The organism is Pseudomonas sp. Ma2-10 (assembly GCF_054330215.1).
This window is the reverse complement of sequence record NZ_JBTEYL010000031.1, coordinates 1-24,567: the sequence shown is the minus strand read 5'-3', so window position 1 is coordinate 24,567 and position 24,567 is coordinate 1. Positions and strand designations below refer to the sequence as shown.

Below are 24,567 nucleotides of genomic sequence, written 5' to 3'. Positions count from 1 at the left end.
ATCGTTCCCACGCTCTGCGTGGGAACGCATCCTGTGGCGCTCTGCGCCACGCTTTTTGGTCACTTAGGCCCGAGAATCTTCACCAACTTGTCCGGCGACGGCGCGCCTTGGTGTTGTTGCAGCTCGCCCTTGTCGTCCATGTAGAAAATCGCCGGGGTGGCCTGCAGCTCCAGATCTTCCATCAACTGCATGTTCGCCGCCAGTTTCGCCTGGATCGCCGGGGGCACGTTTTTCAGGGCTTTTAGCGAACTTCCCTTGCCAGCCTTCTCATGGTCTTCCAGCGCTTTCTGCGGATCCTTGGCGGCCAGCAGTGCAGCCGATTTCCCCGGACTGTCTTCGCGAATGATGCCGACCATGATGTGCCGCAGTTGCACCTTGCCAGCCTTGACCCATGGCCGCGCCTGTTCCCAGAACACGTTGCAATACGGGCAGTTCGGATCGCTGAACAGGTACACGATCCGCGGTGCCTCTTTCTTCCCGTCACCGATCCAGTTGCTGGCTTCCATCTTGCTCCAGACTTCCTTGGACATCGGTGCGTAAACCAGCTTCTGCAACGGCGCGTTGCTCAGGTCGTTGCCCTCGGCGTCGTACAGATTGCCGAGCAGCACGTGCTTGCCATCCGGGGTCAGGTACAACGCCATGCCACGGTTCTGGTACTGCGCCGCGTAACCGCGCAAGCCGTCGGGTGCGTCGAACTGGCCAACGATTTTCGCGCCCTTGGCTTCGATTTTCTTGATCGCTTCGGGCAGTTCTTCGGCGGCCTGCACCGACGGTAGATGCAGTAGGGCAGCGCCCAGGGTCAACGTCAGCAGGTGGCGGAGGCGGGGCATGGCAGTTTCCTTGAAGAGGTGGCCGGTGAGGCAGAATTCGGGGTGTCGAAGTTTTCCAGGGCACGGGCCAGGCTGGCTTCCGACAGCTCTCCCAGATGGCTGCCCAGCAGGCGACCGTCGGGGCTATAGAACAGCGTAGTCGGCAACGCCATGGAGCCGACGGCCTGGCCCAATCGGCCACTGCCGTCAAAAAGTATGTTGGACAGACTCAGGCCCTGGGTTTCCAGAAAAGTACTGACGCTTTGCATGCTTTCAGCCTGATTGACGAACAGGAACGTCAGGTCCGGACGGTGTTGTTGGGCGTTTTCCAGTACCGGCATTTCCCGACGGCACGGCGGACACCAGGTGGCCCAGAGATTGATCACCAACGGGCCGCCCTTGTAGTCCGTCAGTTGCACGGTTTCACCGGCGGCATTGCGCAGGGTAATTTCCGGCAGGCGTGTGCCTTGTTCGTAAAGGGTCAGGGAGAAGGTCGCCAGCAGCCAGAACGCCAGGCCGCTGGCCACGCCAAAGCCCAACGGGCGTCGCAAGCCCGGGCGACGCCAGCTTAGATAAAACCCGGCAAGCAGCAGCACGATCACACCCGGCCAGGCGAGGAAACCGCCGTCGCGCAGGTCGATGATCTGCCACCTGTCATCGTGATAATAGGCCCAGTACACGGCCACAAAACTGACCCGGGCGGCCAGCATGCCCAGCAGGAACAGGCTGAACAGCACCGACTCCGGATTCTCGCCGCCGCGCTTGGCCACTCGCCAGCCGATGAAAGTCGCCAGCGCCAGGGCACTGATCAGCAGCAGGTGATTAAGCGCGATGGCAAAAGTGCCGAGGGTAAAGGTCAGCATTAACGGGCGTCTCGGGTGGTGGTCCAGCGTTGCAGGAAAGTGTCGGCATCGACCTCGCCGGTGATGCGCTGGCTGCGACGCTCGATGCCGTCGGCACCGATCCACAGCAGGCTCGGTGGTCCCGGCACCTTATAACGGCCGAGCAGTTCGCGGCTGGCGGCATTGTCGGCGGTGACGTCCAGCCGTAGCAAGCGCACATCGCTCAAGGCTTGCAGTACATGAGCTTTGCCGAACACCTGTTTTTCCATGACCTTGCACGACACGCACCAGTCGGCGTAGTAGTCCAGCAGCACCCACTGGCCTTGAGCCTGTGCCGCGTCGAGCTCCCGTTGCAGAGCTGTCGGGTCCTTGATCGTGGTGAACGCGTCGTGACCGACCGGGTTTGCGGTGCTGCTCGAGTTTGAAGCGCTGTAGACCTGCAATGGCTTCAACAGGTCGTCGCTGCCGCCGGCGGCTCCAATCATCAGCAGGCTGCCCCACATACCCAGTAACAGTGAGCTGGCGCCGAACACCTGGGCTATGCGACCGAAACCTTCCGATTGCTTCCAGGCGCAGTACGCGGCAATCAGCAGCAATGCGCCGCACAAACCAATCCACAATGATTCATCCAGCACCGGACGCAGCATCAGCAACGCGGTGGCGAGGAACAGGAAGCCGAACACACCTTTGAGCAGGTTCATCCACGCGCCCGGTTTGGGCAGGAAGCGATTGCCGACGGTCACCAGCAACAACAGCGGCACGCCGATGCCGATGCCCATGGCGAACAGAATCAACCCGCCATGCAACGCATTGCCGCTTTGAGCGATGTAAAGCAGGGCGCCCGCCAGCGGGGCGGTCATGCACGGACCCACCAGCAAACCGGACAACGCCCCCAGCACACCGGCGCCGAACAGGCTGCCGCCGCGTTGATTGCGCGAGACATTTTCCAATCGATCACGCACGGCCACCGGCAGTTGCAACTCGAAGAAGCCGAACATCGGCAACGCCAGCAACACAAACACAGCCGCGAAACTGCCCAGCAACCAGGGGTTCTGCAACAACGCCTGCAGATTCGCCCCGAGCAGCGCGGCCAGTACGCCCATCGCTGCATACACCAGCGCCATGCTGATGACATAGCTGGTGGCGAGAGAGAAACCACGTTTAGGCGTCGCGCCACTGCCGACGATCAGACCGGCCAGAATCGGCAGCATGGGCAATGAGCAAGGGGTGAAAGCGAGCAACAGGCCCAAGCCAAAGAACACCAGCAAGCTCCAGCCCAACGCCCGTTGTTGCAGGCCGCTGGCCAGGGCTTGGTCCGGTGCTTCGTCGGCTGCGCCCGCGACATTGCCGCCAAGGTCTACGACCTGAGTTTGCGGTGGGTAGCACAGACCGGCATCGGCACAGCCCTGGAAGCCGACCTTGACCTGACCCGTAGCACCCGCCGGAATCTTCAACTCCAGGCCTTGGCGATAGACCTGCTGTTCGCCGAAAAACTCGTCGCTGTGCGCTTCGCCTTCCGGCAACACAGGTTGCTGTTGCGCAGGTAAACCGTCGAATTTCAGGCGTTTTTGATAAAGGTAATAACCGTCGGAAATTTGCCAATACAGCTGGGTTTCACCGGACTCAAGACGTTCGGAGGTGAAGACGAACGCCTTGTCGACGGGAAGAAAATCCGGTGTGGTCGCGAACGGATCAGTCCCTGCCTGGGCCACACCCGAGATCAAGAGAACCAAAAATAGAAACAATCGACGCATGGGTAAGCCTTATCCCTGTGCAAGTGAGGTGCAGGATGGGAGGCGGCGATTAACCAATGATTAACCACAATGGCCTTGTGACAATGGCGCTTGCGGCATAATGTCCGCTTAATCGGCCACCGGCCTAATCACTTTTTTTCAACAGGTCTCACCATGCACGTACTGGTTTGCGAAGATGACGAGTTGATCGCCAGCGGCATTGTCGCCGGCCTCACCGCTCAGGGCCTGACGGTAGAGCATGTCGCCACCGCATCGTCTGCCCGGGCGATGCTCAAGGTCGCCGAGTTCGATGTGATGGTGCTCGACCTCGGTCTGCCCGATGAAGACGGTTTGAAGCTGCTGCAGCAGTTGCGACACAGCGGTCTGGAAATCCCGGTGTTGATCCTCACTGCCCGGGATTCAGTCACCGACCGCGTCGACGGCTTGCAAGCCGGCGCTGACGATTACTTGCTCAAGCCTTTCGACCTGCGCGAACTCGCCGCGCGCCTGCATACCCTGCTACGACGGGTGGCGGGGCGCAGCGTCAACCTGATCGAACACGGTCGCCTGACCTACGACCCAAGCAGCCGCGAAACCATGCTCGGTGGCCAGTCGGTGGACCTTTCCCGTCGTGAGCAGTCGCTGTTGCAGGCCCTGCTGCATAACCGGGGCCGGGTGTTGTCGACCGAGCAACTGAAAGACAGCGTTTATGGTTTTAACGATGAACTGGAAAGCAACGCGCTCAATGTGCATATCCACCACCTGCGGCGCAAACTCGGCAATGGCATTGTCGAGACGGTGCGCGGTCTGGGTTATCGCCTGGGGCCGGCCGATGGCGCAGAGGAATTGAAAAAGTGATGAGCCTGCGTTTGCGCCTGAGCCTGACACTCGGCGCCGCTTTTGCGTTGATCTGGGCGTTGGCGGCGGCCTGGATGCTCAGCGATTTGCGCAATCAGATGATGTTTTCCCTCGATCAGCGGCTGGTGGCTTCGGCTCGTATGGTCGCTGGCCTGATGGAACAATTACCGGCGTTGCCGAGCAAAGGCGAGGGCACCCATTTCAGTGCTGAACAACTGAACCTCCCCGGCGGCATGGCCTGCCAGGTCAGTTCGTTGCGTGGCGAAATCCTCGCCCGCAGTCACACCGGTCCGCAACAAACCCTGGAAGCCGAAAAAATGGGCTTCCACGACCAGATGATCGACGGTGCACCGTGGCGCAGTTTCACCCTGGCTCGCGGCGACGTGCGCATCACCACCGCCGACCGGCAGATCGAGCGTGAGGCGCTGAACATGTCGATTCTGCTGGCGGCTTCGGTGCCAGTGGGCGTGGCTTTGCTCGGTTGCCTATGCCTGCTCTGGCTGGGAATCGGCCAGGGGCTGGCGCCACTCAACCGCATGCGCGATGCTTTAATGAGCCGCAGCGCCGACTCTCTGGAACCGCTGCAGATCCAGCCGCTGCCCAGCGAACTGCAACCGTTGCTGGACACCCAGAATCAGCTGTTCCAACGGATTGGCAAGACCATCGAGCGGGAACGCCGCTTGACCGGTGACGCCGCCCATGAATTGCGCAGCCCGCTGACGGCGATCAAGACTCACCTGCAAGTGGCGCGCATGACCGAAGGCGCGGCCCGGGATCAATCCCTGGCCCGGGCCGAAGAGGGCGCCGATCGCCTGCACCGGACCCTTGAACAATTGCTGCTGCTGGCGCGGGTCGAGGGCAGTCTGTCGTTCGATGACGGCGTGCAATGCAGCGCCGAGCAGGTGGCGAAACTGGCGATTCAGGACGCCGCCAGCGGTGATCGTCAGCGGATCAAATTTGAGATGCCGCTGAAAATCTCTCACGCCCCGGTGCAAATGCCTGCGGTGCTGTCGATTGCCGCGCTGCGCAACCTGCTGGACAACGCGCTGCGTCATACCCCGGGCGAGGGCGTGGTGGAGTTGAGTCTGCAAACCACCGACAACCGCGTGCAGTTTGTGGTTCGCGACCATGGCTCGGGCATTGCCGAAGACGATCTGCAACACTTGACCCAACGCTTCTGGCGCAACAGCCAGAGCACTGGCTGCGGCCTGGGCCTGGCGATTGTTCAGGCGATCGTCCAGCGCTGCGGTTGTACGTTGCATTTCGACAGTCGGCCGGACGGGTTGCGAGTCGAACTGACCATGCCGTTGCAACCCAGCTAACAAACAACATCAAATGTAACTTCTCTCCAATGGCATTCGAGCCACCACCGGCGTTATCGTCACCGGCAGCTTTGACTCAATGGATTGAGGTAACGGCGTCATGGATGCATCCCTACACATCTGCAAGGCAACCCCCGCCGACGCCGGCATTATCAGCCGGATCGTCGAACGCTCCATTCGCGTGGGTTGCGTGCTCGACCATCGCAACGACCCGCTAACCGTCGCCACCTGGACCCACAACAAAACCATCGTACACGTGCAGCCCTGGCTGACCGACGAGCGGTTGTACCTGAACATCGCCCTGTTGCAGGACAAACCGGTCGGCGTCGCGATGGCGGCGATCAGCGGCAAGGTCGCGTTCTGCTACGTGCAGCCGGAATGGTTCCGGCGCGGTGCCGGGCAAGCGCTGGTGCACGACCTTGAAGGCTGGTTGACCGATCGGGGTTTGCGCCAGGCCCGCCTCAACAGCACCCGCACCAGTGAAGCGTTTTACCGATATCTGGGTTACCAGCCTTGCGCCGAAACCTTCGCCGTTGCCGGGCTCCACGCCATTCCCATGCACAAAGCGCTGCCACCCCCTGCATAGAAAGCTGATCGAGGGTCTAAATCCTCGGCGCCCTGATGCGTTTCCAGAACAGGAAAACCTTATTGAGGGGTCGAGAGATGTCAGTCGCTACCAGCCTTATGGAAGATCAGTCGGCCCGGATCACTCCGGCGTCGACCGAGACGCTTTATCAGTTCAACGAATCGCCGCTGCTGGCCCGTCAAAATCAGCAGGAATCGAATGCCCGCAGCTACCCGCGACGCATTCCTCTGGCCCTCAAACGGGCCAAGGGCATTTATGTCGAAGACGTCGAAGGTCGCCGTTTCATCGATTGCCTGGCCGGCGCTGGGACGTTGGCCCTTGGGCATAACCATCCGGTGGTGATCGAAGCGATCCAGCAAGTGCTGACCGATGAACTGCCGCTGCACACCCTCGACCTGACCACCCCGGTCAAAGATCAGTTCGTTCAGGACCTGTTCGGTCTGCTGCCACAGGCTCTGGCCGCTGAAGCCAAGATCCAGTTCTGTGGCCCGACCGGCACCGACGCGGTGGAAGCCGCGCTGAAACTGGTGCGCACCGCCACCGGGCGCAGCACCGTGTTGTCGTTCCAGGGCGGTTATCACGGCATGAGCCAGGGCGCGCTGAGCCTGATGGGCAGTCTGGGGCCGAAGAAACCCTTGGGCGCCTTGCTCGGCAGTGGCGTGCAGTTCATGCCGTATCCCTATGATTACCGCTGCCCGTTTGGTCTCGGCGGCGCGCAAGGTGTGAGGGTCAACCTCAACTACCTGGAAAACCTGCTCAATGATCCAGAAGCCGGCGTGCAGTTACCCGCAGCGGTGATCGTTGAAGTGGTGCAAGGCGAGGGTGGGGTGATCCCGGCCGATCTCGACTGGCTGCGCGGCCTGCGGCGGATTACCGAAAAGGCCGGTGTCGCGCTGATCGTCGACGAGATTCAGAGCGGTTTTGCCCGCACCGGCAAGATGTTCGCCTTCGAACACGCCGGGATCATTCCGGACGTGGTGGTCATGTCCAAAGCCATTGGCGGCAGTTTGCCGCTGGCCGTGGTGGTCTATCGTGACTGGCTCGACACCTGGCTGCCGGGCGCCCATGCCGGGACCTTCCGTGGCAATCAGATGGCCATGGCCGCAGGTTCTGCGGTGATGCGATACCTGACCGAACACAAGGTCTGCGAGCACGCAGCCGCCATGGGCGAACGCCTGAGCGAACACTTGCACATCCTGCAGCGGGACTTCCCGCAACTGGGAGATATCCGCGGTCGCGGCTTGATGCTTGGCGTCGAATTGGTCGATCCGACGGGCGCGCTGGATGCCTTGGGTCATCCGCCGATTTTCGGTCGTCTGGCGCCGCTGGTGCAGCGTGAATGCCTCAAACGCGGTTTGATCCTTGAGCTGGGCGGCCGTCATGGCGGTGTGGTGCGTTTCCTGCCGCCACTGGTGATCACCGCCGCGGAAATCGATCGGGTAGCCGAGATTTTCGGCAGGGCCATGGCTGCTGCTACCGCCAGCCTCTAAATTTCTCAGCCTCTGACACGTTCCTTCTACCTAACGGCTGCGCACGCAGTGCAGCCCACCCTAAAACGATGGAGAAACACCATGACTTCAGTATTCGACCGCGAGGACATCCTCTTTCAGGTCGTGGTCAACCACGAAGAGCAGTACTCGATCTGGCCCGACTACAAAGCCGTGCCAGCAGGCTGGCGCACCGTAGGCAAGAGCGGCTTGAAGAAGGAATGCCTGGCTTACATCGAAGAAACCTGGACTGACATGCGTCCGCTGAGCCTGCGTCAGAAAATGGAAGCACAGGCGGCTGTGGCTCACTAAGTCAGCGGGCTGTTTTCACTGATCGTTCTCACGCAGCGCGTGGGAACGATCTTCCTCAGCGGCAGGTTTACCGCTCAATCCTTTGATCAGCAAATCCACATTCCCCTCCAGCTCGGTCACCGGATCCGCCGCATCCACACTCAACACCACCAACCGACTCCCCGCCTCAGCAATCAGCGCTTTCACCGCCTCCGACGGCTGTCGATGGTGCAGCACCACCGCCACGTCATTGTCCTTGAGCGTCGCCCCTAATTGCTTGAGCGCTTCAGGTGTCCACTCGGCGTCCGGCCGTGCATCGAGGCCGATCAGCTCCAGATTGAGGCCGCTAATCAGATAGCCAAAGTGATCACTCAGGCTCATCACGCTGGGGTTATCGGCACTGGCCAGCCGCGCTTCGCTGTCGGCGCTGAACTTGAGCAAGCGCTGTTTGAGCGCTGCCAGGTTAGCCTCGATCTTCGGCTTGGCCTCGGGCGCCAGGCGCACCAGGTCCGCCGCCATGACGTCCGCCATCCGTCCCATGTTGTTACTGGAAAACCACGGCTGACTGTTCAACCCATCAACCGCGTTGTCGGGTTGCACGGCGATGCCAGGCAGGGCGCCGTCTACCGGGCGCGCGGCGTCGACCTCGATGATGCGGATGTTGCTGCGCCGGGAGATCGGGTAAAGCGGATCATCCGCCCACAATGAACGCAGACCAATCACCGCATCGGCGTCGGTCGCCAGTTTGGCCAGCGCCGGGGCGCCACGACCAGTGAAGTACGCGGTCTGACGGCTGCCGGGCAGGTTCTCGGGCGCGGCACGTTCAAGGTTGACGTCGGTGCCCTTGAGCAAGACTTCGCCCAGACCATAAGTGATCGGCAAGGACGCCAGCACGCGCAGCGGTTTGGCGCTATCAGCCGCGATGGATGTATTGACCAGCCCGCACAAGGGCAATGTGAAGGTCAGAGCCAGGGTCAATTGACGCAAAGTAAAAGACATTTATCCGAGATTCCCTTTCAGGCTGGGGACAACGCCACGCGCGATGGCGGCGAGAGCGAAGGCGATACCGGCCACCAGAATGATCGCGGCGCCGGACGGGATAGGCAGGTCGAAGACAATCGGCGCGAGAATCCCGCACAGTGTGCTGATCGTAGCGATCAGCACCGAACACCAGAAGAAGCCCTTCAGCGACTGACTCAGCAATCGCGCCGCTGCCGCCGGAATCACCAACAGAGCACCGACCAGAATCGCACCGATGACTTTTACCGCCGCCACGGTGATCAGGGTCACCAGAATCACAAACAGATAATCCAGGGGCTTCACCGCCACTCCCCGCACGGCCGCCAGTTGCGGATTGAAACTGGCCAGCATGATGCGGTTGTACAGCGGCAAGGCCAGGGCCATGACCAGCGAACCGACGATGGCCAACACCAGCAGGTCATTGCCGTTGACGGTCAGCACCGAACCGAACAACACGTTTTCGAGGATATGTACGTTGATCTTGCCCGCCAGAATCAGCAGCAGACTGGCACCCAGTGCCAACGACACGGAAAGAAACACGCCGATCAAGGTGTCCGGCGCCAGACCCGTGCGATTGCGCAGGTAGTTCAGCAAAATGCCAAACAATAAGCAGTAGCCGAACAGGCTGCCGTAAGGCCCTGTGTACGGTTCGCCCAGCAGAATGCCGATGGCCACGCCGGTCAATGCTGCGTGGCCTACCGCTTCGGAGAAAAACGCGAGGCGCTTGACCACCACCAACGTACCCAAGCCGCCCAGCACGGGGCCGATCAGCAAGCCGGCGAGCAACGCGTTGACTACAAATCCATAGGCCAGCGCCTCAGGCAAATAACCTGACGAGGCCCAGCCCTGGACCATCAAACGGAAGGCTTCGTAACTCATCAGGCAGCGCTCCGTGGATGGGTCGAAAACAGGCTCAGCAGGCGTTCCGGGGTCAGCGCTTGTTTCGGCGCGGCATCGAACAGTACCCGGCGATTAAGCCCGGTGACGCGATCCGCCAGCCGTCCAACCGCTTCCAGATCATGCTCGATCCACAGCACGGTAATTGCGTTTTGACGCCAGTCACCGAGCAGCCGTTCGAACACCTGAACTCCGGCCTCGTCGAGCGCCGACATCGGTTCGTCGAGCACCAGCAACTGCGGCGCGGGAATCAGTCCCTGAGCCAGCAACACCCGCTGGCGTTCACCGCCGGACAACGCCCCCATGCGCCGTTTGCGTTTGTCCTGCATGCCGACCCTTTCCAGGGCTTCGCCAATCGCGGCGGCGTAGTGCTTGCTCAACCCGAGAAACGCCGGGCGCCGCTGGCACATCGCAGCCATGAAATCGTCGACGGTCATCGGCAAACCCCGGTCGAATTCCAGGGCTTGAGGCACGTAGCCGATGGTTCCAGGTGTGCCGTGCCATTGCAGACTCAGACGACCCTGATGGGGCATCTGCCCGAGCAGGGTCTTGATCAGCGAACTTTTGCCGCCGCCGTTGGGGCCGACCAGCGCATGCACGCTGCCGGGCCGGACCTGAAAAGTGACGTTGTCGAGGATCGTCGTGCGGCCGAGGGTCAGGCTGACGTCGGCGAAATCGAGGGTCGGGCCGGCAGTATGTACGAGCAGATGTTCTTGAGCGCTCATTGGCCGGACTCCTGAATCGCCCGGACCACGGTGTTGAGGTTACCGGCCATTTCCTTTTCGTACTTGTCACCGGTGTATTCGCCATAGGAAATGTGCGACAGCGGGTACAGCTTCACCCCGGATTCACGCTGGATGGTGTCGACGTAGGTGGACGGGAAATCCATCTCCGAGAAGATCACTTTCACATCCAGTTCGCGCAACTGATCGATGGTCTTTTTCAGCTGGCTCGGGCTCGGTTCGATGCCGTGGGCCGGTTCGACCACGGCGGTCACTTCCAGGCCAAATTCGCGCAGCAAATAGTCGTAAGCCGCATGAACCGTGGCCACCCGCAGTTCGGCGTTCGGTGCCTGGGTCAGTTTCGCCAGGGCGTCGGCGCGCATCTGCCGCAGGCGCTTGCCGTAGGCGCGGGCGTTTTGGGTGTAGGTCTTGGCGTTGACCGGGTCGAGCTTGCCCAGTTCCCGGGCGATGTTGTTGACCTGGGCAATCGAGGCGCTGATCGACAGAAACGTATGCGGGTTTACGACGTTGCCGGCGCCACGGGCGGCAATCCCGGTGGCGGCCAGCAACGGTACGTTTTCGTTGGCTTCGATCACCGCAATGTTCGGGGTTTCGCTGGCGGCGATCATGCGGTCGGCGAAGTCGTCATGACCGACGCCGTTGAGCACGACCACGTCCAGGCCGCTGATGCGCTTGATGTCTGCGGCGCGCGGCTCGTAGGCATGCGGGTTGAAACCGGCCGGAATCAGCGGCACCACCTCGGCCTTGTCACCGACGATGTTGGCCACGTAGCTGTAATAAGGGTGCAGGGTGATGCCGATGCGCAGGCGCGTGGCCTCGTCGGCATTGGCCAGCGGGGTCAGCAGACACGTCAGTAAACCGACCCACATCAGGCGCAAGAAAGAACGTTGAGATGAAATAAGCATGGGCAAGCGGTCTTCTCTTGGGTGAAGGCGGGGGATCAGTGCCGGTGCTGGCGGGTCACGCCGGCATCGAATTGCGCGACGATCTGCTGCCAGCCGGCGCTTTCGAGCGCGGCGTCGGTAAGGTCGGTCGGGGCCGCGAGGGCGTTGCCGCGGTTGAGCCAGACGTCTGGAGCATCGTCGTCAGCGGTCAAGCGCATCAGAAACGAACCCGCCACGGTGGGCGTCTGGCTCTGGCCGAAGTAAGCCTTGGCGTCGAGCAATTGCCAGGCATGACGGCCGCGGCTGACGGAGCTGGCGTCCTGAGCGAACGGTGCAAAACCTTCATTGGCGAGGTCGGCGGGGGCAGGGAGCGCCTGTTGCTCCTGACGCAGCAGGTGTATTTCGTCGAGCGTCACCCGCAGGTCGGCGTAGATGCCTTGCTCGGACGCGCTCAAGTCACGACGGGCATCCAGTTGATGGCTGCCAACGCTGCTGATTTCCTGAGACTCACCGCGCCAGGCGACCACCGAGCCGGCAACCGCGAGGATCATTAGGCACAACAACAGCACATAAAGGGTTTCATGGCCGGCACCGGCCGGGCGGACGATTTGCGTAGTCGGTGTACTCATGGGGCTTCGATGTCCGCTTGGTCAATCTCGACGACGTGACCGGGACCTGCATCGAACAGCACGTAGAACTCGGCGCCGGGCTTCTTGAAGGTCAGGGTCGAATCGGCGCCGAGCTTGCCCGGCACCAGAATGGTTTCGTCGTAGCCGATCACGTCCAGAGTCACCCTCGGCGCGCCGCTGCCGTCGGAAAAACCGCCAGTGCATTTGATCTGCTCGGCGTCGATGGCTTGGCATTCGCACATCGGGTTGTGGGCCAGGGTGCTGGCGCTGAAACCGGCGCAGAGCACCAGCAGCACGGCGCTTAGCGGACGTATAACGTTAATCATGGTTTGCCTCCTTGTTGGTTCAACCAGGTGAGGGTGGCCGGGGATGCCTGGCTCAGGGGGATGGAGGCCTGATGCATGGCGCCGTCCCAGCCTTCCATGGTGATCCACAGTTCGGCGTCGGCTTTGGTCTTCTTGGGGATTGGCAACATCGCGCCCATGCGGTACGGCGTACCGAAGAAAATCACCCCGGCGGCGCGCAGACTGCGCGGTTTGCCAATGCGCAGGTAAGTCGCCTTGACCTGATCGCGGCAGTTGTCGCACAGCGCCGCATTGAAGTTCTTCATGTAACCGGCCGGGCCATCGAGACTCGGTGCTTCGTTACGCAACTCGGCCAGGCGCAGGCTCCAGGGCCCCACCTGAACCTCGCCGATTTCCCGCTCACCCAGGCCGGTGTCGCCGCGAAACAGCGCCGCATCGGCGAAGTACTTAGGCATAAACCCCAGCGGCACCAGCAACAACAGAACGTTGATGTGGAAGCGCCATTTGTGCCAGAAACGACTCAGTTTCGAGCCCGGTTTATCAGCGGTAAACAGACTCATTGGCTGACCTCCGTGGTTTCACGGCTGTTGGCCGGAACGGTCTGACTGCGCGGGCGTTTATGGCTGCGCTTGAGGGCATTGGCGGTGGCCAGGGCGGTGCGTTTGGTCCAGATCAACAGGCCGCTGAGGACCATCATGCTCAGGATCAGTCCGAAGAAGAACCAGATCAGCTTGATCCAAATGCCGCCGAAATCTCCGGTGTGCAACGGACGCATGGATTCGGTCACCAGTTCCAGGCCGGAACGGTCCGACAACAGGCGGGTGGCGGCAATGTCGCCGGTATACGGGTTGATGTCGGCGGTCTGGAACATCAGCGGATACCAACTGCGCCCGCCTACCGAGAGATAGCTATAGGCATTGGCAGGCAGGCTGACGAAGCTGTCGTCCAGACCGGGAATACGTTCCTTGGCGTCGCGAATGGCCGTCTCGAGACTGATCATCGGCGCTGGCGAACCGTCGGCAGTCAGCGGGACACTTTCACGCGAAACCACGGCAGCCACCGGCGCGGTGGAAATCGAAATCTGGTTATCGAACATGAACGCCTGAATCAGAAACCAGGTGCTGGTGATGGAGATCACCGCGATGAACCAGATCGACCAGAGGCCGCTGAGGCGGTGAAAATCGCCCCAGAAAACCCGTGCGCCGTGACGAATGCGCAAGGTCGGTCGCAAGAATCCTTTCCAGAAGCGCTTGTAGACCACCAGCCCGGTGACCAACGACGCCAGCAATGGCAGGCTCAGAAACGACACCAGGTACCAGCCCCAGCTATAACCGTTGGTGAACGGCACCAGCCACCAGCCATGCAGGGCGCGTGTAAACGCTTTGAAATTGAATGGCGGGGCAGTGCCTTGAATGGTGCCGCTGTAGGGATTGACGTAAACCGTCACCGAGCGACCGTCGGGGTAGCTGACCTCCACGTCGAGGGCGAAGTGCGATTCATCGGGCCGACTGATGCTTTCGACCAATGTGTTCGGCTCCGCTTTTTTGATCGCGGCGATGATCTGGTCGTAACTGAGCAGCGGCGCATCGTCCGAGGGTTGACTGGCGCGCATTTGCGGGTTGGCCAGCCAGACGATTTCCTGGCTGACCACCGCCAGGGTGCCGGTCACGCACACGATCAGGACGAAAAACCAGATCGGCAATGCCAGCCAGCTATGGACCAGAAACCAGAGTTTTGAACGGGATTTCTTCGACATGATTAAAGGTCTTGTTTCGATGAGAGGGCCGCCGCTAAGGGCTACCCAGCGATGAGGTCCATGAAGGGCCGGGCCGTGGCTTTTGCCTGTGCGGGGCGACTGCATCTAAATAAGACGGATGAGCATCGAAAATCCCGAAGAGGGATATGAAAGAAAATGTTTCGTATTGTTGGAGGACTGACCTCATCGCGAGCAAGCTCGCGAAGAGGCCTTAACATTCACTACAAAAATCAACTTTGCTTAAACATCTCCTGCGCCCGCTGCTCGATCTGTTGCTGAGTCAGATCCTCCTTGCGCGTGGCCAGAAACCACAGATGCCCATAGGGATCCTTCAGGGTTCCCGAGCGGTCGCCATAAAACTGATCCTTGACCTCGGACACCACCGTGCCGCCAGCCGCAATCGCCTGTTTATAAGATTTGTCCACATCGTTCACATACAGGTGCAGCCCCACGGACGGCGACGTGTCCGGAGTGCTCAATGGCCCCTGATCGCACGGGGTGCCAAGCATGATCGGGCAATCACCGATGCGTAGTTCAGCGTGGCCGATGCCGCCATCGGGCATGGACAGGCGCATGACTTCGGTGGCGCCAAAAGCTTTCTTGTAGAACTCGATGGCTTCGGCCGCTTTTTGAATGCCCAGATACGGGGTGATGCTGTGATAACCCTCGGGAATGGGTTTGACGGTCATGATGGTTCTCCCTGATTTTTTGTCGATGGAAGATTTCACTTCGCCGCTTTTCAGCAGAGTAATCAAGTGTAGGCGCTGCCAAAAATGGCGATGTCTTGATTTTGTTCTTCAGCATCTACCACGGTCACAAAAAAGATCACTGCCCGAGGCTGCGTCACCGCTGTCAAGGGCAGATTGCGCCGCATCGCTATTTCGGGCTAGCCGTCGGCTCTAGCAACTGCGCCCCTGGCCCACGCTCCCCCAGCACATCGCCAAAGTTGCGCAACGGGCATGCCTCCATCGACAGACACCCACAGCCAATGCAGCCATTGAGCTTGTCCCGCAGCAAGGTCAGATGATTGATCCGCTCATCCAGATCCCGACTCCACTGCGCCGACAACACCTTCCAGTCCGCCGCCGTCGGTGCCCGGTTGTCTGGCAGCGATTTCAATGTCTCACCAATCTCCGCCAACGCAATCCCCAATCGCTGAGCCACTTTGATCAACGCCACCCGCCGCAACACTTCCCGTGGATAACGCCGCTGGTTGCCCTGGTTGCGATTGCTTTTGATCAAACCTTTGGATTCGTAAAAGTGCAGTGCCGTGACCGCGACGCCGCTGCGCGCAGCCACTTGGCCGACGGTGAGTTCCTTGTGCAGATTTTCCGAGGTGATCATTTAAAAAATGCCCCTTGACCTAAAGTTAACTCGAGGTTTTACCCTGCAGGCCTTCGGATCGCAAGATCCGGCTTACAAGTCAGTGGGGACTCTTCATGCAAGCATCAGAGAAAAATCGCAGCTTCACCCAATTGATCGAATTCGAGATCGAACCCCATCAGCAGCCCGCACTGGTGTCGGCACTGTCGAAACAGACCGAGCGTCTCGCCCAGGGCTATAACGGTTTTCTGAGTGCCAGCATCCAGGCCAGCGACGATGGCAGGCGGGTGCTCAACTACCTGCAATGGCAAACACGCGAGGCGGGAGAGGCCGCGTTTAAAGCCTTTGAAAGCGGCGAGCAGGATTTCTGGCAACTGATCCGCGCTCACCAGGCGAGAACCGTGACCTTCGGCTCGTTCCAGGTGCTGCACAGCTTGGAACGCAGCCACGACAACGCGCTGCACTGCAATCTGGTGGGTTAGATCGAAAGTTGCATGACGCGCGCGCCCCGAAGGTTTTCCGTGGGCCGGCGTTTGTTCACGGCCAGTTGCGCCAACAGCGCCTGGTTCAGCACCCGCGTGCGGGACGGACGCCAGGTACCGCCGGACAGGGCAACGGCTTTCAATGGACGCGACATGAGCAGTTCCTTATTCAACAGTTGCTCTGGGAGCAGTGAGTAGTCTTAGAGATATAAGGCGGTTTACCAGAGCGGCATTAGTCAAAGTCGATAGCCACTATCGAGAGCGTTGATTTCTGCTGATCGGATGCCCGGCGTAGCCTGTGTTCATTGCCTCGAACCCAGATGTCAGGACGCTCACAATGAAACCTCTATTCGCTACTTTCTGGCTGCTTGCGGTCTCTGTGCTTGCCGGATGTGCCAGCCATGTTTCCCCGGAATTACGGCCGTACACCGCGGAAGAAACCAGAGAGCTGGCACTTGAGGAGTTGAATCGTCGAGGTTTGTCCTTTGATGAATACCACGCAAAAAAAGCCGAATTGCTCGGCCCTCCGCAAAAATCGTTCAGTTTCGACAAACAAGGTGAAATGAACGCCGAACGTGCTGTACAGCTTCACGGTCGTTCTAGCTGATCGAAAACTGTACCGCTCGAAGTTTCACGCAACTGTCCGTGGGTTTCCCTTAAGGCCTGCGATAGGGTCAATACCTGACTGACCCTAATGTAATGGACTGCCACCCATGACGCTCTCGCTCGATTTGCTGCTGGGCTTCGCCCTGTTTGCGCTTGTCACCTCGATAACTCCCGGCCCTAACAACACGATGTTGCTGGCGTCAGGTGTGAACTTCGGCTTTAACCGCACCATCCCCCACATGCTTGGCATTACCTGCGGCTTCTTCGTGCTCGTCGTGGCAGTGGGTTTCGGCTTGGGCGCAGTGTTTCAAACCTATCCTTTGCTCTACAGCGTGCTGCGTTACGTCGGCGCGGCGTACTTGTTGTATCTGGCGTGGAAAATCGCCCACTCAGGACCGGTTTCCGAGAGTGAAAAAGGCGACAGTAAGCCGATCAGCTATTTGGGCGCCGCGGCGTTTCAGTGGGTCAATCCCAAGGCCTGGATCATGGCCATCGGTGCCATCAGCACCTACACGCCGATGCAGGGTTACTTCACCAATGTGATCGTGATTGCGGCCGTGTTCGCCTTGATCAACCTGCCGAGCGTCAGTGTCTGGGCCGGCTGTGGCACGTTGTTGCGCAACGTGCTCAAAGATCGCCGCTGGTTGCGGCTGTTCAACTGGGGCATGGCCTTGCTGTTGGTGGCTTCGCTGTATCCGTTGTTGCTCGAAAGCTTTAGCTGACGCATTGCTTCAACCGGTTGCCCGATGCCTGTTAAGCTCGACTTCAGGAGCGTTCCTACGCACTTTTAAATGAAGTTGCTCTTCTTTAACGGCCTCCGATCAGGTATTTCTAACGCTCTGAACGACCGGCGCAACTCACGAGGCTGCGCTTTGACGTTTCAGTGACGAGCCTCCTGATCCCGGAACATGCTCTGTGAGTTTTCTATGAATAAACGTCCTCTGTATTTCGACTACGCCGCCACCACGCCGGTGGATGAGCGAGTCATCAAGGTCATGGTCGAGTGTCTGGGTTTTACCGGCAACTTCGGCAATCCGGCGTCCAGTTCCCATGCGTTCGGTCAACAGGCCCGGCAATCGGTCGAGCAGGCGCGGCGTCAGGTCGCCGACCTGGTCGGCGCCCAGGCGCAACAGATCGTCTGGACCTCCGGTGCCACCGAATCAAATAACCTTGCCCTCAAGGGCGTGGTCCAGGCTCGCGGCGTTTCTGGCGGCCACATCATCACCAGCCAGATCGAACACAAAGCGATTCTCGACACGGCAAAGCAGTTGCAGGACGCCGGTGTTGCGGTGACTTACCTGGTGCCTGACGCCGAGGGTCTGATTACCCCGCAAGCGGTCAGCGAAGCGATGCGCGAGGACACCTTTCTGGTGTCGTTGATGCTGGTCAACAACGAGCTGGGCACGGTCAACGACATATTGGCCATCGGCGAAGTCGTGCGTGCTCGCGATGCGCTGTTCCATGTCGACGCGGCTCAAGGTGCAGGCAAAGTGGTGATCGATCTGGCCCGGTTGCCAGTGGATCTGATGTCATTTTCCGCCCACAAGATTTACGGCCCGAAAGGCATCGGCGCGCTGTACGTCGGGCCGCGCGCGCAGCAGCGTGTGCAGGCGCAGATTCACGGCGGTGGTCATGAGGGCGGTTTGCGTTCCGGCACCCTGGCGACTCACCAAATCGCTGCCATGGGTGTGGCATTCGCGTTGGCGGCCTCTTCGTTCGATGAAGAGAAAGCCATGATCGTCCGGTTGCGCGAACGCTTGCTCGAACAACTGTTGAGTATTCCCGGCGTTCGCCTCAATGGCAGTCCGAGCCAGCGCATCCCTCATACCTTGAGCCTGACCTTCAACGAAGGTGAGTTCAATTCTGCGGCGTTGAGCAACTCGATCGCGTTTTCCGCGACCTCGGCCTGCAACTCCGCCAGCAATGCGCCCTCCCATGTGCTGCTGGCCCTGGGGCATGACGCCCGCTCGGCGAGTCGCACCATTCGCTTGAGTCTCGGCCGGTTCACCACCGAGCAGGACATCGACCAAGCGGTACACCTGATCAAAGCGGCCTGCGCCAGTGCTCCGGCATTTTGGCAATAAGGTCTGAAAGTGCCGGCGTTGATCGGCACTCAACAATAATGATGATGTGATTAGCAGGAGACATGATGAGTACGCAGCCTTCGATCAATGGATCGGTGCCTCAACGCCTGGCGCAAACCCGCGAACTGATGAGCCGGGAGGGCATTCATGCTCTGCTGGTGCCGTCGGCCGACCCGCACCTGTCGGAATACCTGCCGGGTTACTGGCAAGGGCGGCAATGGTTGTCGGGCTTCCATGGCTCTGTCGGCACGCTGATCGTTACGCCGGACTTTGCCGGCGTCTGGGCCGACAGTCGTTATTGGGAACAGGCGACCAAGGAACTCAAGGGCAGCGGCATCGAACTGGTCAAGCTGCAACCGGGGCAGCCCGGCCCGCTGGACTGGCTGGCCGAGCAAACCCCAGAAGGCGGCGTCGTCGCGGTAGATGGCGCGGTGATGGCCGTGGCTTCGGCGCGTACGTTAGGTGGCAAGCTCCAAGAGCGCGGCGCACGTCTGCGCACTGACATCGATGTATTGAACGAAGTCTGGAGCGACCGTCCGACGCTGCCGAATGAACCAATCTATCAACACCTGCCGCCTCAGGCGACTGTCAGCCGCGGCGAGAAACTGGCCAAGTTGCGTGAGGTTTTGAAAGATCGCGGCGCCGACTGGCATTTCATCGCCACCCTTGATGACATCGCCTGGCTGTTCAACTTGCGCGGCGGTGACGTGTCGTTCAACCCTGTGTTTGTTTCCTTTGCCTTGATCAGCCAGCAGCAAGCAACCTTGTTCGTTGCGTTGAGCAAGGTCGATGCCGAGTTGCGCGCTATCCTCGAAAAGGACGGTGTGACCCTGCGTGATTACAGCGAAGTGGCCGCCACCTTGCGCGCCGTACCGAGCGGGGCGAGTCTGCAGGTCGATCCGGCGCGCGTCACCGCCGGCTTGCTGGATAACCTCGATAGCGGCGTGAAGCTGGTCGAAGGCCTGAACCCGACGACGCTGGCCAAGTCGCAGAAAAGCCTGGCCGATGCCGAGCACATTCGTCAGGCCATGGAGCAGGACGGCGCGGCGCTGTGCGAATTCTTCACCTGGCTGGACACTGCGTTGGGTCGTGAGCGCATCACCGAACTGACCATCGACGAACACCTGACGGCCGCGCGTACCCGACGTCCGGGTTTTGTGTCGCTGAGCTTCAACACCATTGCCGCATTCAACGCCAATGGCGCGATGCCGCACTACCACGCCACCGAAGAAGAACACGCGGTGATCGAAGGCGACGGTCTGTTGTTGATCGACTCCGGCGGCCAGTACCTGGGCGGCACCACTGACATCACGCGGATGGTGCCGGTCGGTACGCCGACCGAAGAGCAGATGCGCGATTGCACGCGGGTGCTCAAAGGTGTAATTGCGTTGTCCCGGGCACAATTCCCTCGTGGCATTCTCTCGCCGTTGCTCGATTCGATAGCTCGCGCGCCGATCTGGGCTGAAAGCGTTGATTACGGTCACGGCACCGGTCACGGTGTCGGCTACTTCCTCAATGTGCACGAAGGCCCACAGGTCATCGCCTATCAGGCCGCCGCTGCACCGCAAACCGCGATGCAGCCGGGCATGATCACCTCCATCGAACCGGGCACTTACCGCCCGGGCCGTTGGGGTGTGCGGATCGAGAACCTGGTGTTGAACCGTGAGGCGGGCAAAAGCGAATTCGGTGAGTTCCTGAAGTTCGAAACCCTGACCTTGTGCCCGATCGACACTCGCTGCCTGGAACCGTCGCTGCTGACCGATGACGAAAAACAGTGGTTCAACGCCTACCACGCCGAGGTACGCGAGCGCTTGAGCCCGTTGCTCGACGGGGCAGCCCTTGAGTGGTTGAACACTCGGACTGCGGCCATTTGACCAGTTGGAATTCAGGCGCTTCTTTGAGCGCCCGGCTCATGTAGTCGACTAAGGCTTTGACCCTGGCGGATTGGCGACGATTCGCCGGGGCGGTTGGTTGTCGAGATTTAACTCAGGGCTTCAAGGACAAAGTCCAGGCGATCCTGGCCGAAGAACAGCTGATTATCGACAAACAGGCTTGGTGCACCGAATACACCCCGTTGCACGGCTTTCGCTGTGTTGTCCTTGAGAGCGGCTTTGACTTCCTCATCGGCGGTCAGGGCCAGCACCTCATCTGGATCGAAACCGTTCTGTATCAGTACTGACGCGACGGTCGCCGGGTCATCGAGGTGGCGGCCTTCAACCCAGAGGGCGTGAAACAGGCAATCGATGAACACCTGAAAGCGGACAGGATCGCGCAACTGCATGCCGGTCACGGCGCGCATCAGCATCAGGGTGTTGATAGGAAAGTGGGGATTGAACTTCAGTGGCACCCCATAGCGCTTGGCATAGCGGTCCAGGTCTTGAAGCATGTAACGACCCTTGGCGGGGATGGTCACCGGTGAAGCGTTGCCGGTGGCTTTGAAGACACCCCCCAGCAGGATGGGTATGTAGATCAACTGGCTGTCGGTTCGCTCGCAAATATTCGGTAATTGGGTATAGGCCAGGTAGGTGGCGGGGCTGCCGAGGTCGAAATAGAACTCCACGGTTTTGCTCATGGTCAATGCGCTCTGATTAATATTTTCAGGGGGAGTTACCAGCGTTCACTCCAGGGGCGCAGGTCCAGTTCAAAGGTCCATGCGTCACGGGGCTGGCTGTGCAGGTACCAATAGTTCTCGGCAATGTGGTCTGGATTGAGAATGCCGTCCTGGTCCTTGGTCACGTACTTTTCGGGGAAGCTCTCGCGGATAAACTCAGTATCGATGGCACCGTCGACTACAACATGGGCGACGTGAATGTTCATCGGCCCCAGCTCACGCGCCATGCTTTGCGCCAGGGCACGAATCCCGTGCTTGGCGCCGGCGAACGCCGCAAATCCTGAGGCTCCACGCAGGCCGGCGGTAGCACCGGTGAACAAAATAGTTCCGCGTTGACGCTTGGCCATGCGCTTGGCCACTTCACGAGCGTTGAGAAATCCTGAGAAGCAGGCCATTTCCCATATCTTGAAATATTTGCGCGCGGTTTCTTCGAGAATGCTGCAAGGCACATTGGCGCCGATGTTGAAAATGAACGCTTCGATTGGGCCAATCTGACTTTCGATCTGCTCAACTAACGCAATGACGTCCTCTTCTTTGCGCGCATCGCAGGCAAACCCTTGGGCTTCACCGCCGTCGGCCTTGATAGCGTCCACCAACGGCTGGAGTTTGTCCGCGCTACGGCGAGTGACACACGCCACAAACCCTTCCTGCGCAAAGCGTTTTGCAATTGCGCCGCCGGTGGATTCCCCTGCACCTACCACCAGTACGACCTTCTTGTTGTTCATGGGTAGACCCCTTTGCTAAACGATCGTTAACTAAACGAACGTTATGCTACGATTCGGCAAGCGTCAAGGCGATCAATCCTGAGGGCAAGGCAATGCGTTACTCGGCCAATCACAAACTGGAAACCAAAGAGAAACTACTTGAAAGCAGTGCGGTGTCAGCCAAGAAGTCTGGTTTTTCAACGGTTGGTGTCGACGGTTTGATGAAAGCGATCGGTTTGAGTGGCGGGGCTTTCTACAGTCACTTCTCGTCGAAGGATGAGCTGTTTGCTTCAATTGTTGAGCGTGAGCTGTCTCAAAGCCTGGAGCGTTTAGGGGCGGAACAGAATCGTGACAAGCTCCAGCGCTGCCTGAAACACTACCTGAGCATGGCCCATGTCGAACACCCGGAAGCTGGTTGTGCTTTGCCAGCATTGGGCGCTGAGATAGCACGTTCAGACGTGATGATTCGCCAGCAGGCGGAGAACTGGATCTGTCGGCTTCAGAAGAATTGGGCGCAGGTTCTGGAAAGCGACAGCCTGGCTTGGGCGATTCTGTCGCAATGTATCGGTGCGTTGGTTGTGGCACGAATGCTGGCCACGCCAGACATCCAGCGCACGGTGCTGGAGTCCAGTTACGATGAGATTGGCCGTCAGATCGCAGGTTCACGAACCTGACAAGCGGCATCAATCTATTTGCAGATGACGATCATGCTGCGGCTGGTATAGCCTGCAGGGTTGAGGCCGAACAGGTAATCGCCTGGTTCTTCCACAGCGTCTCCTGACTTGGCGATGACCTTGTAACCTTTGGGCGCGCACGAGTTGGCAGCGCTGGTGTAGCACTTGTCCCAGGATGAAGACAGCCCGGAACAGTTGATATGCATCCCTTTCTTGCCGTGTTTAATCTGGGTCTTCGATGTCGCCGCGCAGCCCGCAACAGCAAGTACGGCGATCAGTATCAAAATTCGTTTCATTACTGTCCTTATAGCGTCCCCGGATCTTTGCGCCCGGGTTTGGCTGTATTCGCTTTCGCTTGAAGCGTTCTGATATCCCTATCTGAAAAATCCATGTCTGACACTGGGTTACGGGCCTAAACATGGCCTAATTGCGCGGCAAATACCAGACCCTCGTCAAATCCTGTCTCAATCTGCAGCGACAGCAGGCTTGGCTGTACTCCCCATGGTCATGGTCGCGCCTATGGAAGCCAGAATGATGCACATGATGGCCATCCATTGTGACAGTGAAAGGTACTCATGGAGAAACAACAGGCCTGACAGGGCGCCGATCGCAGGTTCAATGCTCATCAACGTGCCGAATGTCCGGGTCGGGATTCGGGTGAGGGCGATCATCTCCAGCGTGTAGGGCACGGCGGTGGACAGAATGGCGACAGCGATGGCCACGGGGATCAGAGAGGGTGTGAGCAGCGCGGCTCCAGCATGGACGATGCCGATAGGGGCTACAAAAAATGCCGCAATCATCACCCCCAGTGCCGCGGTCTGCACGCCATTGTCGGCGCCGGCCTTTTGGCCGAACAGAATGTACAGCGCCCAGCAGATACCTGCGCCCAATGCATAACCGGCGCCTACCAGATCGATCCCCGCGGTCGTTTCTCCCATGGGTATTAACAGCAGCAAACCGACGGCTGCCAGGGCTATCCACAAAAAGTCGATCGCCCGACGTGAGGCGTAGATGGCTACCGCCAGTGGGCCAGTGAATTCCAGCGCAACCGCGATACCGAGGGGGACGGTTTGCAAGGACATATAGAAGAGGAAGTTCATGCCGCCCAATGCCATTCCGTAGACGATGACGGTGCGCAGGGATTTTGCGGTGAACTTCGCTCGCCAGGGGCGCAATATCAACATCATGATCACGCTGGCGAAGATCAGTCGCAGGGTGGTGGTCCCTTGCGCACCGATAATGGGGAACATGCTTTTAGCAAGGGAGGCTCCTGACTGGATTGATGCCATGGCTATTAATAGCAGGCCTACCGAAAACAGGGTCGTGGCAAGGCTGCGAGGTTGGTCATTCATGGTGTGGCATCGTCCGAAGTAGGAAGCGAGAGTGTTATTGGGCAATATACTGCGCATTCATGGCGGGCGCGTCTATATATAAGCGGCGATTTTGAGCATCCTTATAGAAAGGCTCAATTAAGAGTTGACGGCAGATTCTGGACGTCTATAATTCGCCCCACTTCCGGCGCAGTCGAAACAGAAAACTCCTTGGTAAACAAAGAGTTATGCGGTTTTCGGCAGCGAGTTGCTTCAGGTCATCGAAGCCCAGAAGGAGTTGAAAGAGCGGCGTTGTTTGGCTCTTTTAACGATTCGATCTTCTCGGTCGAAAGCGGTGTAAAAGAGGTGTTGACAGCAGCGGGTAACGCTGTAGAATTCGCCTCCCGCTAACGAGAGATCGGAAGCGCAAGTGGTTGAAGTTGCAAAGGAAACTTTGAAAACTTCGAAAAATAACCGCTTGACAATAACAGAGGCTGCTGTAGAATGCGCGTCTCGGTTGAGACGAAAGATCTTAACCAACCGCTCTTTAACAACTGAATCAAGCAATTCGTGTGGGTGCTTGTGGAGTCAGACTGATAGTCAACAAGATT

29 protein-coding genes and 2 pseudogenes are annotated in these 24,567 nt (G+C 59.4%); 11 read left to right on the top strand and 20 right to left on the bottom strand.

Going from position 1 to position 24,567, the window contains the following annotated elements; genetic code table 11:
• Positions 1-59: 59 nt before the first annotated feature.
• The 3 genes from dsbG to dsbD are packed head-to-tail and all read right to left on the bottom strand — an operon-like array spanning position 60 to position 3,405.
• Entirely contained in the window at positions 60-830 is a 771-nt protein-coding gene (dsbG, locus tag ACXPVS_RS24900) for a thiol:disulfide interchange protein DsbG (protein WP_458512269.1), read from the bottom strand.
• Complete coding sequence (locus ACXPVS_RS24895) at positions 806-1,672, bottom strand: prolipoprotein diacylglyceryl transferase family protein (RefSeq protein ID WP_458512268.1); 867 nt, start codon at positions 1,670-1,672, stop codon at positions 806-808. Before ACXPVS_RS24895 ends, dsbG begins: the two co-directional genes overlap by 25 nt.
• On the bottom strand, positions 1,672-3,405 hold the full coding sequence (gene dsbD, locus ACXPVS_RS24890; protein WP_458512267.1) for a protein-disulfide reductase DsbD: 1,734 nt from the start codon (positions 3,403-3,405) through the stop codon (positions 1,672-1,674). Before dsbD ends, ACXPVS_RS24895 begins: the two co-directional genes overlap by 1 nt.
• A 153-nt stretch (positions 3,406-3,558) precedes the next feature.
• Between dsbD and ACXPVS_RS24885 the strand changes: the two genes are divergently transcribed.
• The 5 genes from ACXPVS_RS24885 (at position 3,559) to ACXPVS_RS24865 (ending at position 7,949) form a co-directional block, all read left to right on the top strand.
• A complete protein-coding gene (locus ACXPVS_RS24885; protein WP_367372412.1) occupies positions 3,559-4,242 on the top strand; it encodes a response regulator in 684 nt (227 codons plus the stop codon).
• Positions 4,239-5,564 (top strand): ATP-binding protein, encoded by a 1,326-nt coding sequence (locus tag ACXPVS_RS24880; RefSeq protein ID WP_458512266.1) that lies wholly within the window; start codon positions 4,239-4,241, stop codon positions 5,562-5,564. Before ACXPVS_RS24885 ends, ACXPVS_RS24880 begins: the two co-directional genes overlap by 4 nt.
• Before the next feature lie 100 nt (positions 5,565-5,664).
• Positions 5,665-6,150, top strand: a complete 486-nt coding sequence (locus tag ACXPVS_RS24875; protein ID WP_458512265.1) for an N-acetyltransferase family protein — start codon at positions 5,665-5,667, stop codon at positions 6,148-6,150.
• 77 nt (positions 6,151-6,227) lie between these two features.
• The gene (locus ACXPVS_RS24870; RefSeq protein WP_458512264.1) at positions 6,228-7,640 is read left to right on the top strand and encodes a diaminobutyrate--2-oxoglutarate transaminase; all 1,413 of its coding nucleotides are present in this window, start codon (positions 6,228-6,230) and stop codon (positions 7,638-7,640) included.
• 81 nt (positions 7,641-7,721) lie between these two features.
• A complete protein-coding gene (locus ACXPVS_RS24865) occupies positions 7,722-7,949 on the top strand; it encodes an MbtH family protein (protein WP_458512263.1) in 228 nt (75 codons plus the stop codon).
• 15 nt (positions 7,950-7,964) lie between these two features.
• Here the strand turns inward: ACXPVS_RS24865 and ACXPVS_RS24860 are convergent, their stop codons facing one another.
• The 11 genes from ACXPVS_RS24860 to soxR form a co-directional block, all read right to left on the bottom strand.
• Positions 7,965-8,927 carry a metal ABC transporter substrate-binding protein gene (locus tag ACXPVS_RS24860; RefSeq protein ID WP_458512262.1) on the bottom strand — a complete coding sequence of 321 codons (963 nt, stop codon included), beginning with the start codon at positions 8,925-8,927 and terminating at the stop codon, positions 7,965-7,967.
• Positions 8,928-9,827 (bottom strand): metal ABC transporter permease, encoded by a 900-nt coding sequence (locus tag ACXPVS_RS24855; protein WP_458512261.1) that lies wholly within the window; start codon positions 9,825-9,827, stop codon positions 8,928-8,930.
• Positions 9,827-10,570 (bottom strand): metal ABC transporter ATP-binding protein, encoded by a 744-nt coding sequence (locus ACXPVS_RS24850; RefSeq protein ID WP_458512260.1) that lies wholly within the window; start codon positions 10,568-10,570, stop codon positions 9,827-9,829. The genes ACXPVS_RS24855 and ACXPVS_RS24850 overlap by 1 nt, the downstream gene beginning before the upstream one ends.
• On the bottom strand, positions 10,567-11,493 hold the full coding sequence (locus ACXPVS_RS24845; RefSeq protein WP_458512259.1) for a metal ABC transporter substrate-binding protein: 927 nt from the start codon (positions 11,491-11,493) through the stop codon (positions 10,567-10,569). Before ACXPVS_RS24845 ends, ACXPVS_RS24850 begins: the two co-directional genes overlap by 4 nt.
• Positions 11,494-11,528: 35 nt before the next feature.
• Complete coding sequence (locus ACXPVS_RS24840) at positions 11,529-12,101, bottom strand: DUF6162 family protein (protein ID WP_458512258.1); 573 nt, start codon at positions 12,099-12,101, stop codon at positions 11,529-11,531.
• Complete coding sequence (locus ACXPVS_RS24835) at positions 12,098-12,427, bottom strand: hypothetical protein (protein WP_458512257.1); 330 nt, start codon at positions 12,425-12,427, stop codon at positions 12,098-12,100. The genes ACXPVS_RS24840 and ACXPVS_RS24835 overlap by 4 nt, the downstream gene beginning before the upstream one ends.
• The gene (locus ACXPVS_RS24830) at positions 12,424-12,966 is read right to left on the bottom strand and encodes a thiamine pyrophosphate-binding protein (RefSeq protein ID WP_458512256.1); all 543 of its coding nucleotides are present in this window, start codon (positions 12,964-12,966) and stop codon (positions 12,424-12,426) included. The genes ACXPVS_RS24835 and ACXPVS_RS24830 overlap by 4 nt, the downstream gene beginning before the upstream one ends.
• Entirely contained in the window at positions 12,963-14,162 is a 1,200-nt protein-coding gene (locus tag ACXPVS_RS24825; RefSeq protein ID WP_458512255.1) for a PepSY-associated TM helix domain-containing protein, read from the bottom strand. Before ACXPVS_RS24825 ends, ACXPVS_RS24830 begins: the two co-directional genes overlap by 4 nt.
• Positions 14,163-14,392: 230 nt before the next feature.
• The gene (locus ACXPVS_RS24820; RefSeq protein ID WP_458512254.1) at positions 14,393-14,851 is read right to left on the bottom strand and encodes a VOC family protein; all 459 of its coding nucleotides are present in this window, start codon (positions 14,849-14,851) and stop codon (positions 14,393-14,395) included.
• Positions 14,852-14,913: 62 nt separating this feature from the next.
• The gene (locus ACXPVS_RS24815; protein WP_458512253.1) at positions 14,914-15,036 is read right to left on the bottom strand and encodes a hypothetical protein; all 123 of its coding nucleotides are present in this window, start codon (positions 15,034-15,036) and stop codon (positions 14,914-14,916) included.
• Between the two features lie 2 nt (positions 15,037-15,038).
• Positions 15,039-15,506, bottom strand: coding sequence for a redox-sensitive transcriptional activator SoxR (gene soxR / locus ACXPVS_RS24810; RefSeq protein ID WP_458512252.1), 468 nt, complete (start codon positions 15,504-15,506; stop codon positions 15,039-15,041).
• Positions 15,507-15,601: 95 nt separating this feature from the next.
• Between soxR and ACXPVS_RS24805 the strand changes: the two genes are divergently transcribed.
• The gene (locus tag ACXPVS_RS24805) at positions 15,602-15,967 is read left to right on the top strand and encodes an antibiotic biosynthesis monooxygenase (RefSeq protein WP_458512251.1); all 366 of its coding nucleotides are present in this window, start codon (positions 15,602-15,604) and stop codon (positions 15,965-15,967) included.
• A 59-nt stretch (positions 15,968-16,026) separates the two neighbouring features.
• Here the strand turns inward: ACXPVS_RS24805 and ACXPVS_RS24800 are convergent.
• A pseudogene (locus ACXPVS_RS24800) lies at positions 16,027-16,122 on the bottom strand (FMN reductase); the annotation flags it as partial.
• Between the two features lie 182 nt (positions 16,123-16,304).
• Between ACXPVS_RS24800 and ACXPVS_RS24795 the strand changes: the two are divergent.
• The 4 genes from ACXPVS_RS24795 to ACXPVS_RS24780 all read left to right on the top strand — a co-directional run bounded on the left by ACXPVS_RS24795 (position 16,305) and on the right by ACXPVS_RS24780 (position 20,531).
• Positions 16,305-16,574, top strand: a complete 270-nt coding sequence (locus ACXPVS_RS24795) for a hypothetical protein (RefSeq protein WP_458512250.1) — start codon at positions 16,305-16,307, stop codon at positions 16,572-16,574.
• A gap of 106 nt (positions 16,575-16,680) precedes the next feature.
• Positions 16,681-17,295, top strand: coding sequence for a LysE family translocator (locus ACXPVS_RS24790; RefSeq protein ID WP_223431748.1), 615 nt, complete (start codon positions 16,681-16,683; stop codon positions 17,293-17,295).
• A 204-nt stretch (positions 17,296-17,499) separates the two neighbouring features.
• Positions 17,500-18,657: a cysteine desulfurase family protein gene (locus tag ACXPVS_RS24785; RefSeq protein WP_458512249.1), complete on the top strand. Its 1,158-nt coding sequence runs from the start codon at positions 17,500-17,502 to the stop codon at positions 18,655-18,657.
• Positions 18,658-18,722: 65 nt separating this feature from the next.
• The gene (locus tag ACXPVS_RS24780; RefSeq protein ID WP_458512248.1) at positions 18,723-20,531 is read left to right on the top strand and encodes an aminopeptidase P family protein; all 1,809 of its coding nucleotides are present in this window, start codon (positions 18,723-18,725) and stop codon (positions 20,529-20,531) included.
• Here ACXPVS_RS24780 and ACXPVS_RS24775 read toward each other — a convergent pair.
• From ACXPVS_RS24775 to ACXPVS_RS24765, 3 genes and pseudogenes are all read right to left on the bottom strand, one after another.
• Positions 20,527-20,622: pseudogene (locus tag ACXPVS_RS24775) on the bottom strand (LysR family transcriptional regulator); the annotation flags it as partial. The gene ACXPVS_RS24780 and the pseudogene ACXPVS_RS24775 overlap by 5 nt on opposite strands.
• Positions 20,623-20,638: 16 nt before the next feature.
• Positions 20,639-21,229 carry a 2-hydroxychromene-2-carboxylate isomerase gene (locus ACXPVS_RS24770; RefSeq protein ID WP_458512247.1) on the bottom strand — a complete coding sequence of 197 codons (591 nt, stop codon included), beginning with the start codon at positions 21,227-21,229 and terminating at the stop codon, positions 20,639-20,641.
• 35 nt (positions 21,230-21,264) lie between these two features.
• A complete protein-coding gene (locus ACXPVS_RS24765; protein WP_458512246.1) occupies positions 21,265-21,993 on the bottom strand; it encodes an SDR family oxidoreductase in 729 nt (242 codons plus the stop codon).
• Positions 21,994-22,085: 92 nt separating this feature from the next.
• Here ACXPVS_RS24765 and ACXPVS_RS24760 point away from each other — a divergent pair, with 92 nt between their 5' ends.
• The gene (locus ACXPVS_RS24760; protein WP_458512245.1) at positions 22,086-22,646 is read left to right on the top strand and encodes a TetR/AcrR family transcriptional regulator; all 561 of its coding nucleotides are present in this window, start codon (positions 22,086-22,088) and stop codon (positions 22,644-22,646) included.
• A 14-nt stretch (positions 22,647-22,660) separates the two neighbouring features.
• On the opposite strand, the gene ACXPVS_RS24755 is transcribed toward ACXPVS_RS24760, so the two are convergent.
• Together ACXPVS_RS24755 and rhtA are read right to left on the bottom strand one after the other, a co-directional pair.
• Positions 22,661-22,942 carry a hypothetical protein gene (locus ACXPVS_RS24755; protein ID WP_458512244.1) on the bottom strand — a complete coding sequence of 94 codons (282 nt, stop codon included), beginning with the start codon at positions 22,940-22,942 and terminating at the stop codon, positions 22,661-22,663.
• 168 nt (positions 22,943-23,110) lie between these two features.
• A complete protein-coding gene (rhtA, locus tag ACXPVS_RS24750) occupies positions 23,111-23,998 on the bottom strand; it encodes a threonine/homoserine exporter RhtA (protein ID WP_458512243.1) in 888 nt (295 codons plus the stop codon).
• Positions 23,999-24,567: the final 569 nt, after the last annotated feature.

Coding starts and splice junctions, on each gene's coding strand:
- ACXPVS_RS24755 (WP_458512244.1), bottom strand. CDS start 22,942: ATGAAACGAATTTTGATACTGATCGCCGTACTTGCTGTTGCGGGCTGC.
- ACXPVS_RS24805 (WP_458512251.1), top strand. CDS start 15,602: ATGCAAGCATCAGAGAAAAATCGCAGCTTCACCCAATTGATCGAATTC.
- ACXPVS_RS24820 (WP_458512254.1), bottom strand. CDS start 14,851: ATGACCGTCAAACCCATTCCCGAGGGTTATCACAGCATCACCCCGTAT.
- ACXPVS_RS24760 (WP_458512245.1), top strand. CDS start 22,086: ATGCGTTACTCGGCCAATCACAAACTGGAAACCAAAGAGAAACTACTT.
- ACXPVS_RS24785 (WP_458512249.1), top strand. CDS start 17,500: ATGAATAAACGTCCTCTGTATTTCGACTACGCCGCCACCACGCCGGTG.
- ACXPVS_RS24780 (WP_458512248.1), top strand. CDS start 18,723: ATGAGTACGCAGCCTTCGATCAATGGATCGGTGCCTCAACGCCTGGCG.
- ACXPVS_RS24875 (WP_458512265.1), top strand. CDS start 5,665: ATGGATGCATCCCTACACATCTGCAAGGCAACCCCCGCCGACGCCGGC.
- ACXPVS_RS24770 (WP_458512247.1), bottom strand. CDS start 21,229: ATGAGCAAAACCGTGGAGTTCTATTTCGACCTCGGCAGCCCCGCCACC.
- ACXPVS_RS24840 (WP_458512258.1), bottom strand. CDS start 12,101: ATGAGTACACCGACTACGCAAATCGTCCGCCCGGCCGGTGCCGGCCAT.
- ACXPVS_RS24790 (WP_223431748.1), top strand. CDS start 16,681: ATGACGCTCTCGCTCGATTTGCTGCTGGGCTTCGCCCTGTTTGCGCTT.
- ACXPVS_RS24895 (WP_458512268.1), bottom strand. CDS start 1,672: ATGCTGACCTTTACCCTCGGCACTTTTGCCATCGCGCTTAATCACCTG.
- dsbD (WP_458512267.1), bottom strand. CDS start 3,405: ATGCGTCGATTGTTTCTATTTTTGGTTCTCTTGATCTCGGGTGTGGCC.
- rhtA (WP_458512243.1), bottom strand. CDS start 23,998: ATGAATGACCAACCTCGCAGCCTTGCCACGACCCTGTTTTCGGTAGGC.
- ACXPVS_RS24835 (WP_458512257.1), bottom strand. CDS start 12,427: ATGATTAACGTTATACGTCCGCTAAGCGCCGTGCTGCTGGTGCTCTGC.
- ACXPVS_RS24855 (WP_458512261.1), bottom strand. CDS start 9,827: ATGAGTTACGAAGCCTTCCGTTTGATGGTCCAGGGCTGGGCCTCGTCA.
- ACXPVS_RS24845 (WP_458512259.1), bottom strand. CDS start 11,493: ATGCTTATTTCATCTCAACGTTCTTTCTTGCGCCTGATGTGGGTCGGT.
- ACXPVS_RS24870 (WP_458512264.1), top strand. CDS start 6,228: ATGTCAGTCGCTACCAGCCTTATGGAAGATCAGTCGGCCCGGATCACT.
- ACXPVS_RS24885 (WP_367372412.1), top strand. CDS start 3,559: ATGCACGTACTGGTTTGCGAAGATGACGAGTTGATCGCCAGCGGCATT.
- ACXPVS_RS24765 (WP_458512246.1), bottom strand. CDS start 21,993: ATGAACAACAAGAAGGTCGTACTGGTGGTAGGTGCAGGGGAATCCACC.
- ACXPVS_RS24830 (WP_458512256.1), bottom strand. CDS start 12,966: ATGAGTCTGTTTACCGCTGATAAACCGGGCTCGAAACTGAGTCGTTTC.
- ACXPVS_RS24850 (WP_458512260.1), bottom strand. CDS start 10,570: ATGAGCGCTCAAGAACATCTGCTCGTACATACTGCCGGCCCGACCCTC.
- dsbG (WP_458512269.1), bottom strand. CDS start 830: ATGCCCCGCCTCCGCCACCTGCTGACGTTGACCCTGGGCGCTGCCCTA.
- ACXPVS_RS24865 (WP_458512263.1), top strand. CDS start 7,722: ATGACTTCAGTATTCGACCGCGAGGACATCCTCTTTCAGGTCGTGGTC.
- ACXPVS_RS24825 (WP_458512255.1), bottom strand. CDS start 14,162: ATGTCGAAGAAATCCCGTTCAAAACTCTGGTTTCTGGTCCATAGCTGG.
- ACXPVS_RS24815 (WP_458512253.1), bottom strand. CDS start 15,036: ATGCGGCGCAATCTGCCCTTGACAGCGGTGACGCAGCCTCGGGCAGTG.
- ACXPVS_RS24860 (WP_458512262.1), bottom strand. CDS start 8,927: ATGTCTTTTACTTTGCGTCAATTGACCCTGGCTCTGACCTTCACATTG.
- soxR (WP_458512252.1), bottom strand. CDS start 15,506: ATGATCACCTCGGAAAATCTGCACAAGGAACTCACCGTCGGCCAAGTG.
- ACXPVS_RS24795 (WP_458512250.1), top strand. CDS start 16,305: ATGAAACCTCTATTCGCTACTTTCTGGCTGCTTGCGGTCTCTGTGCTT.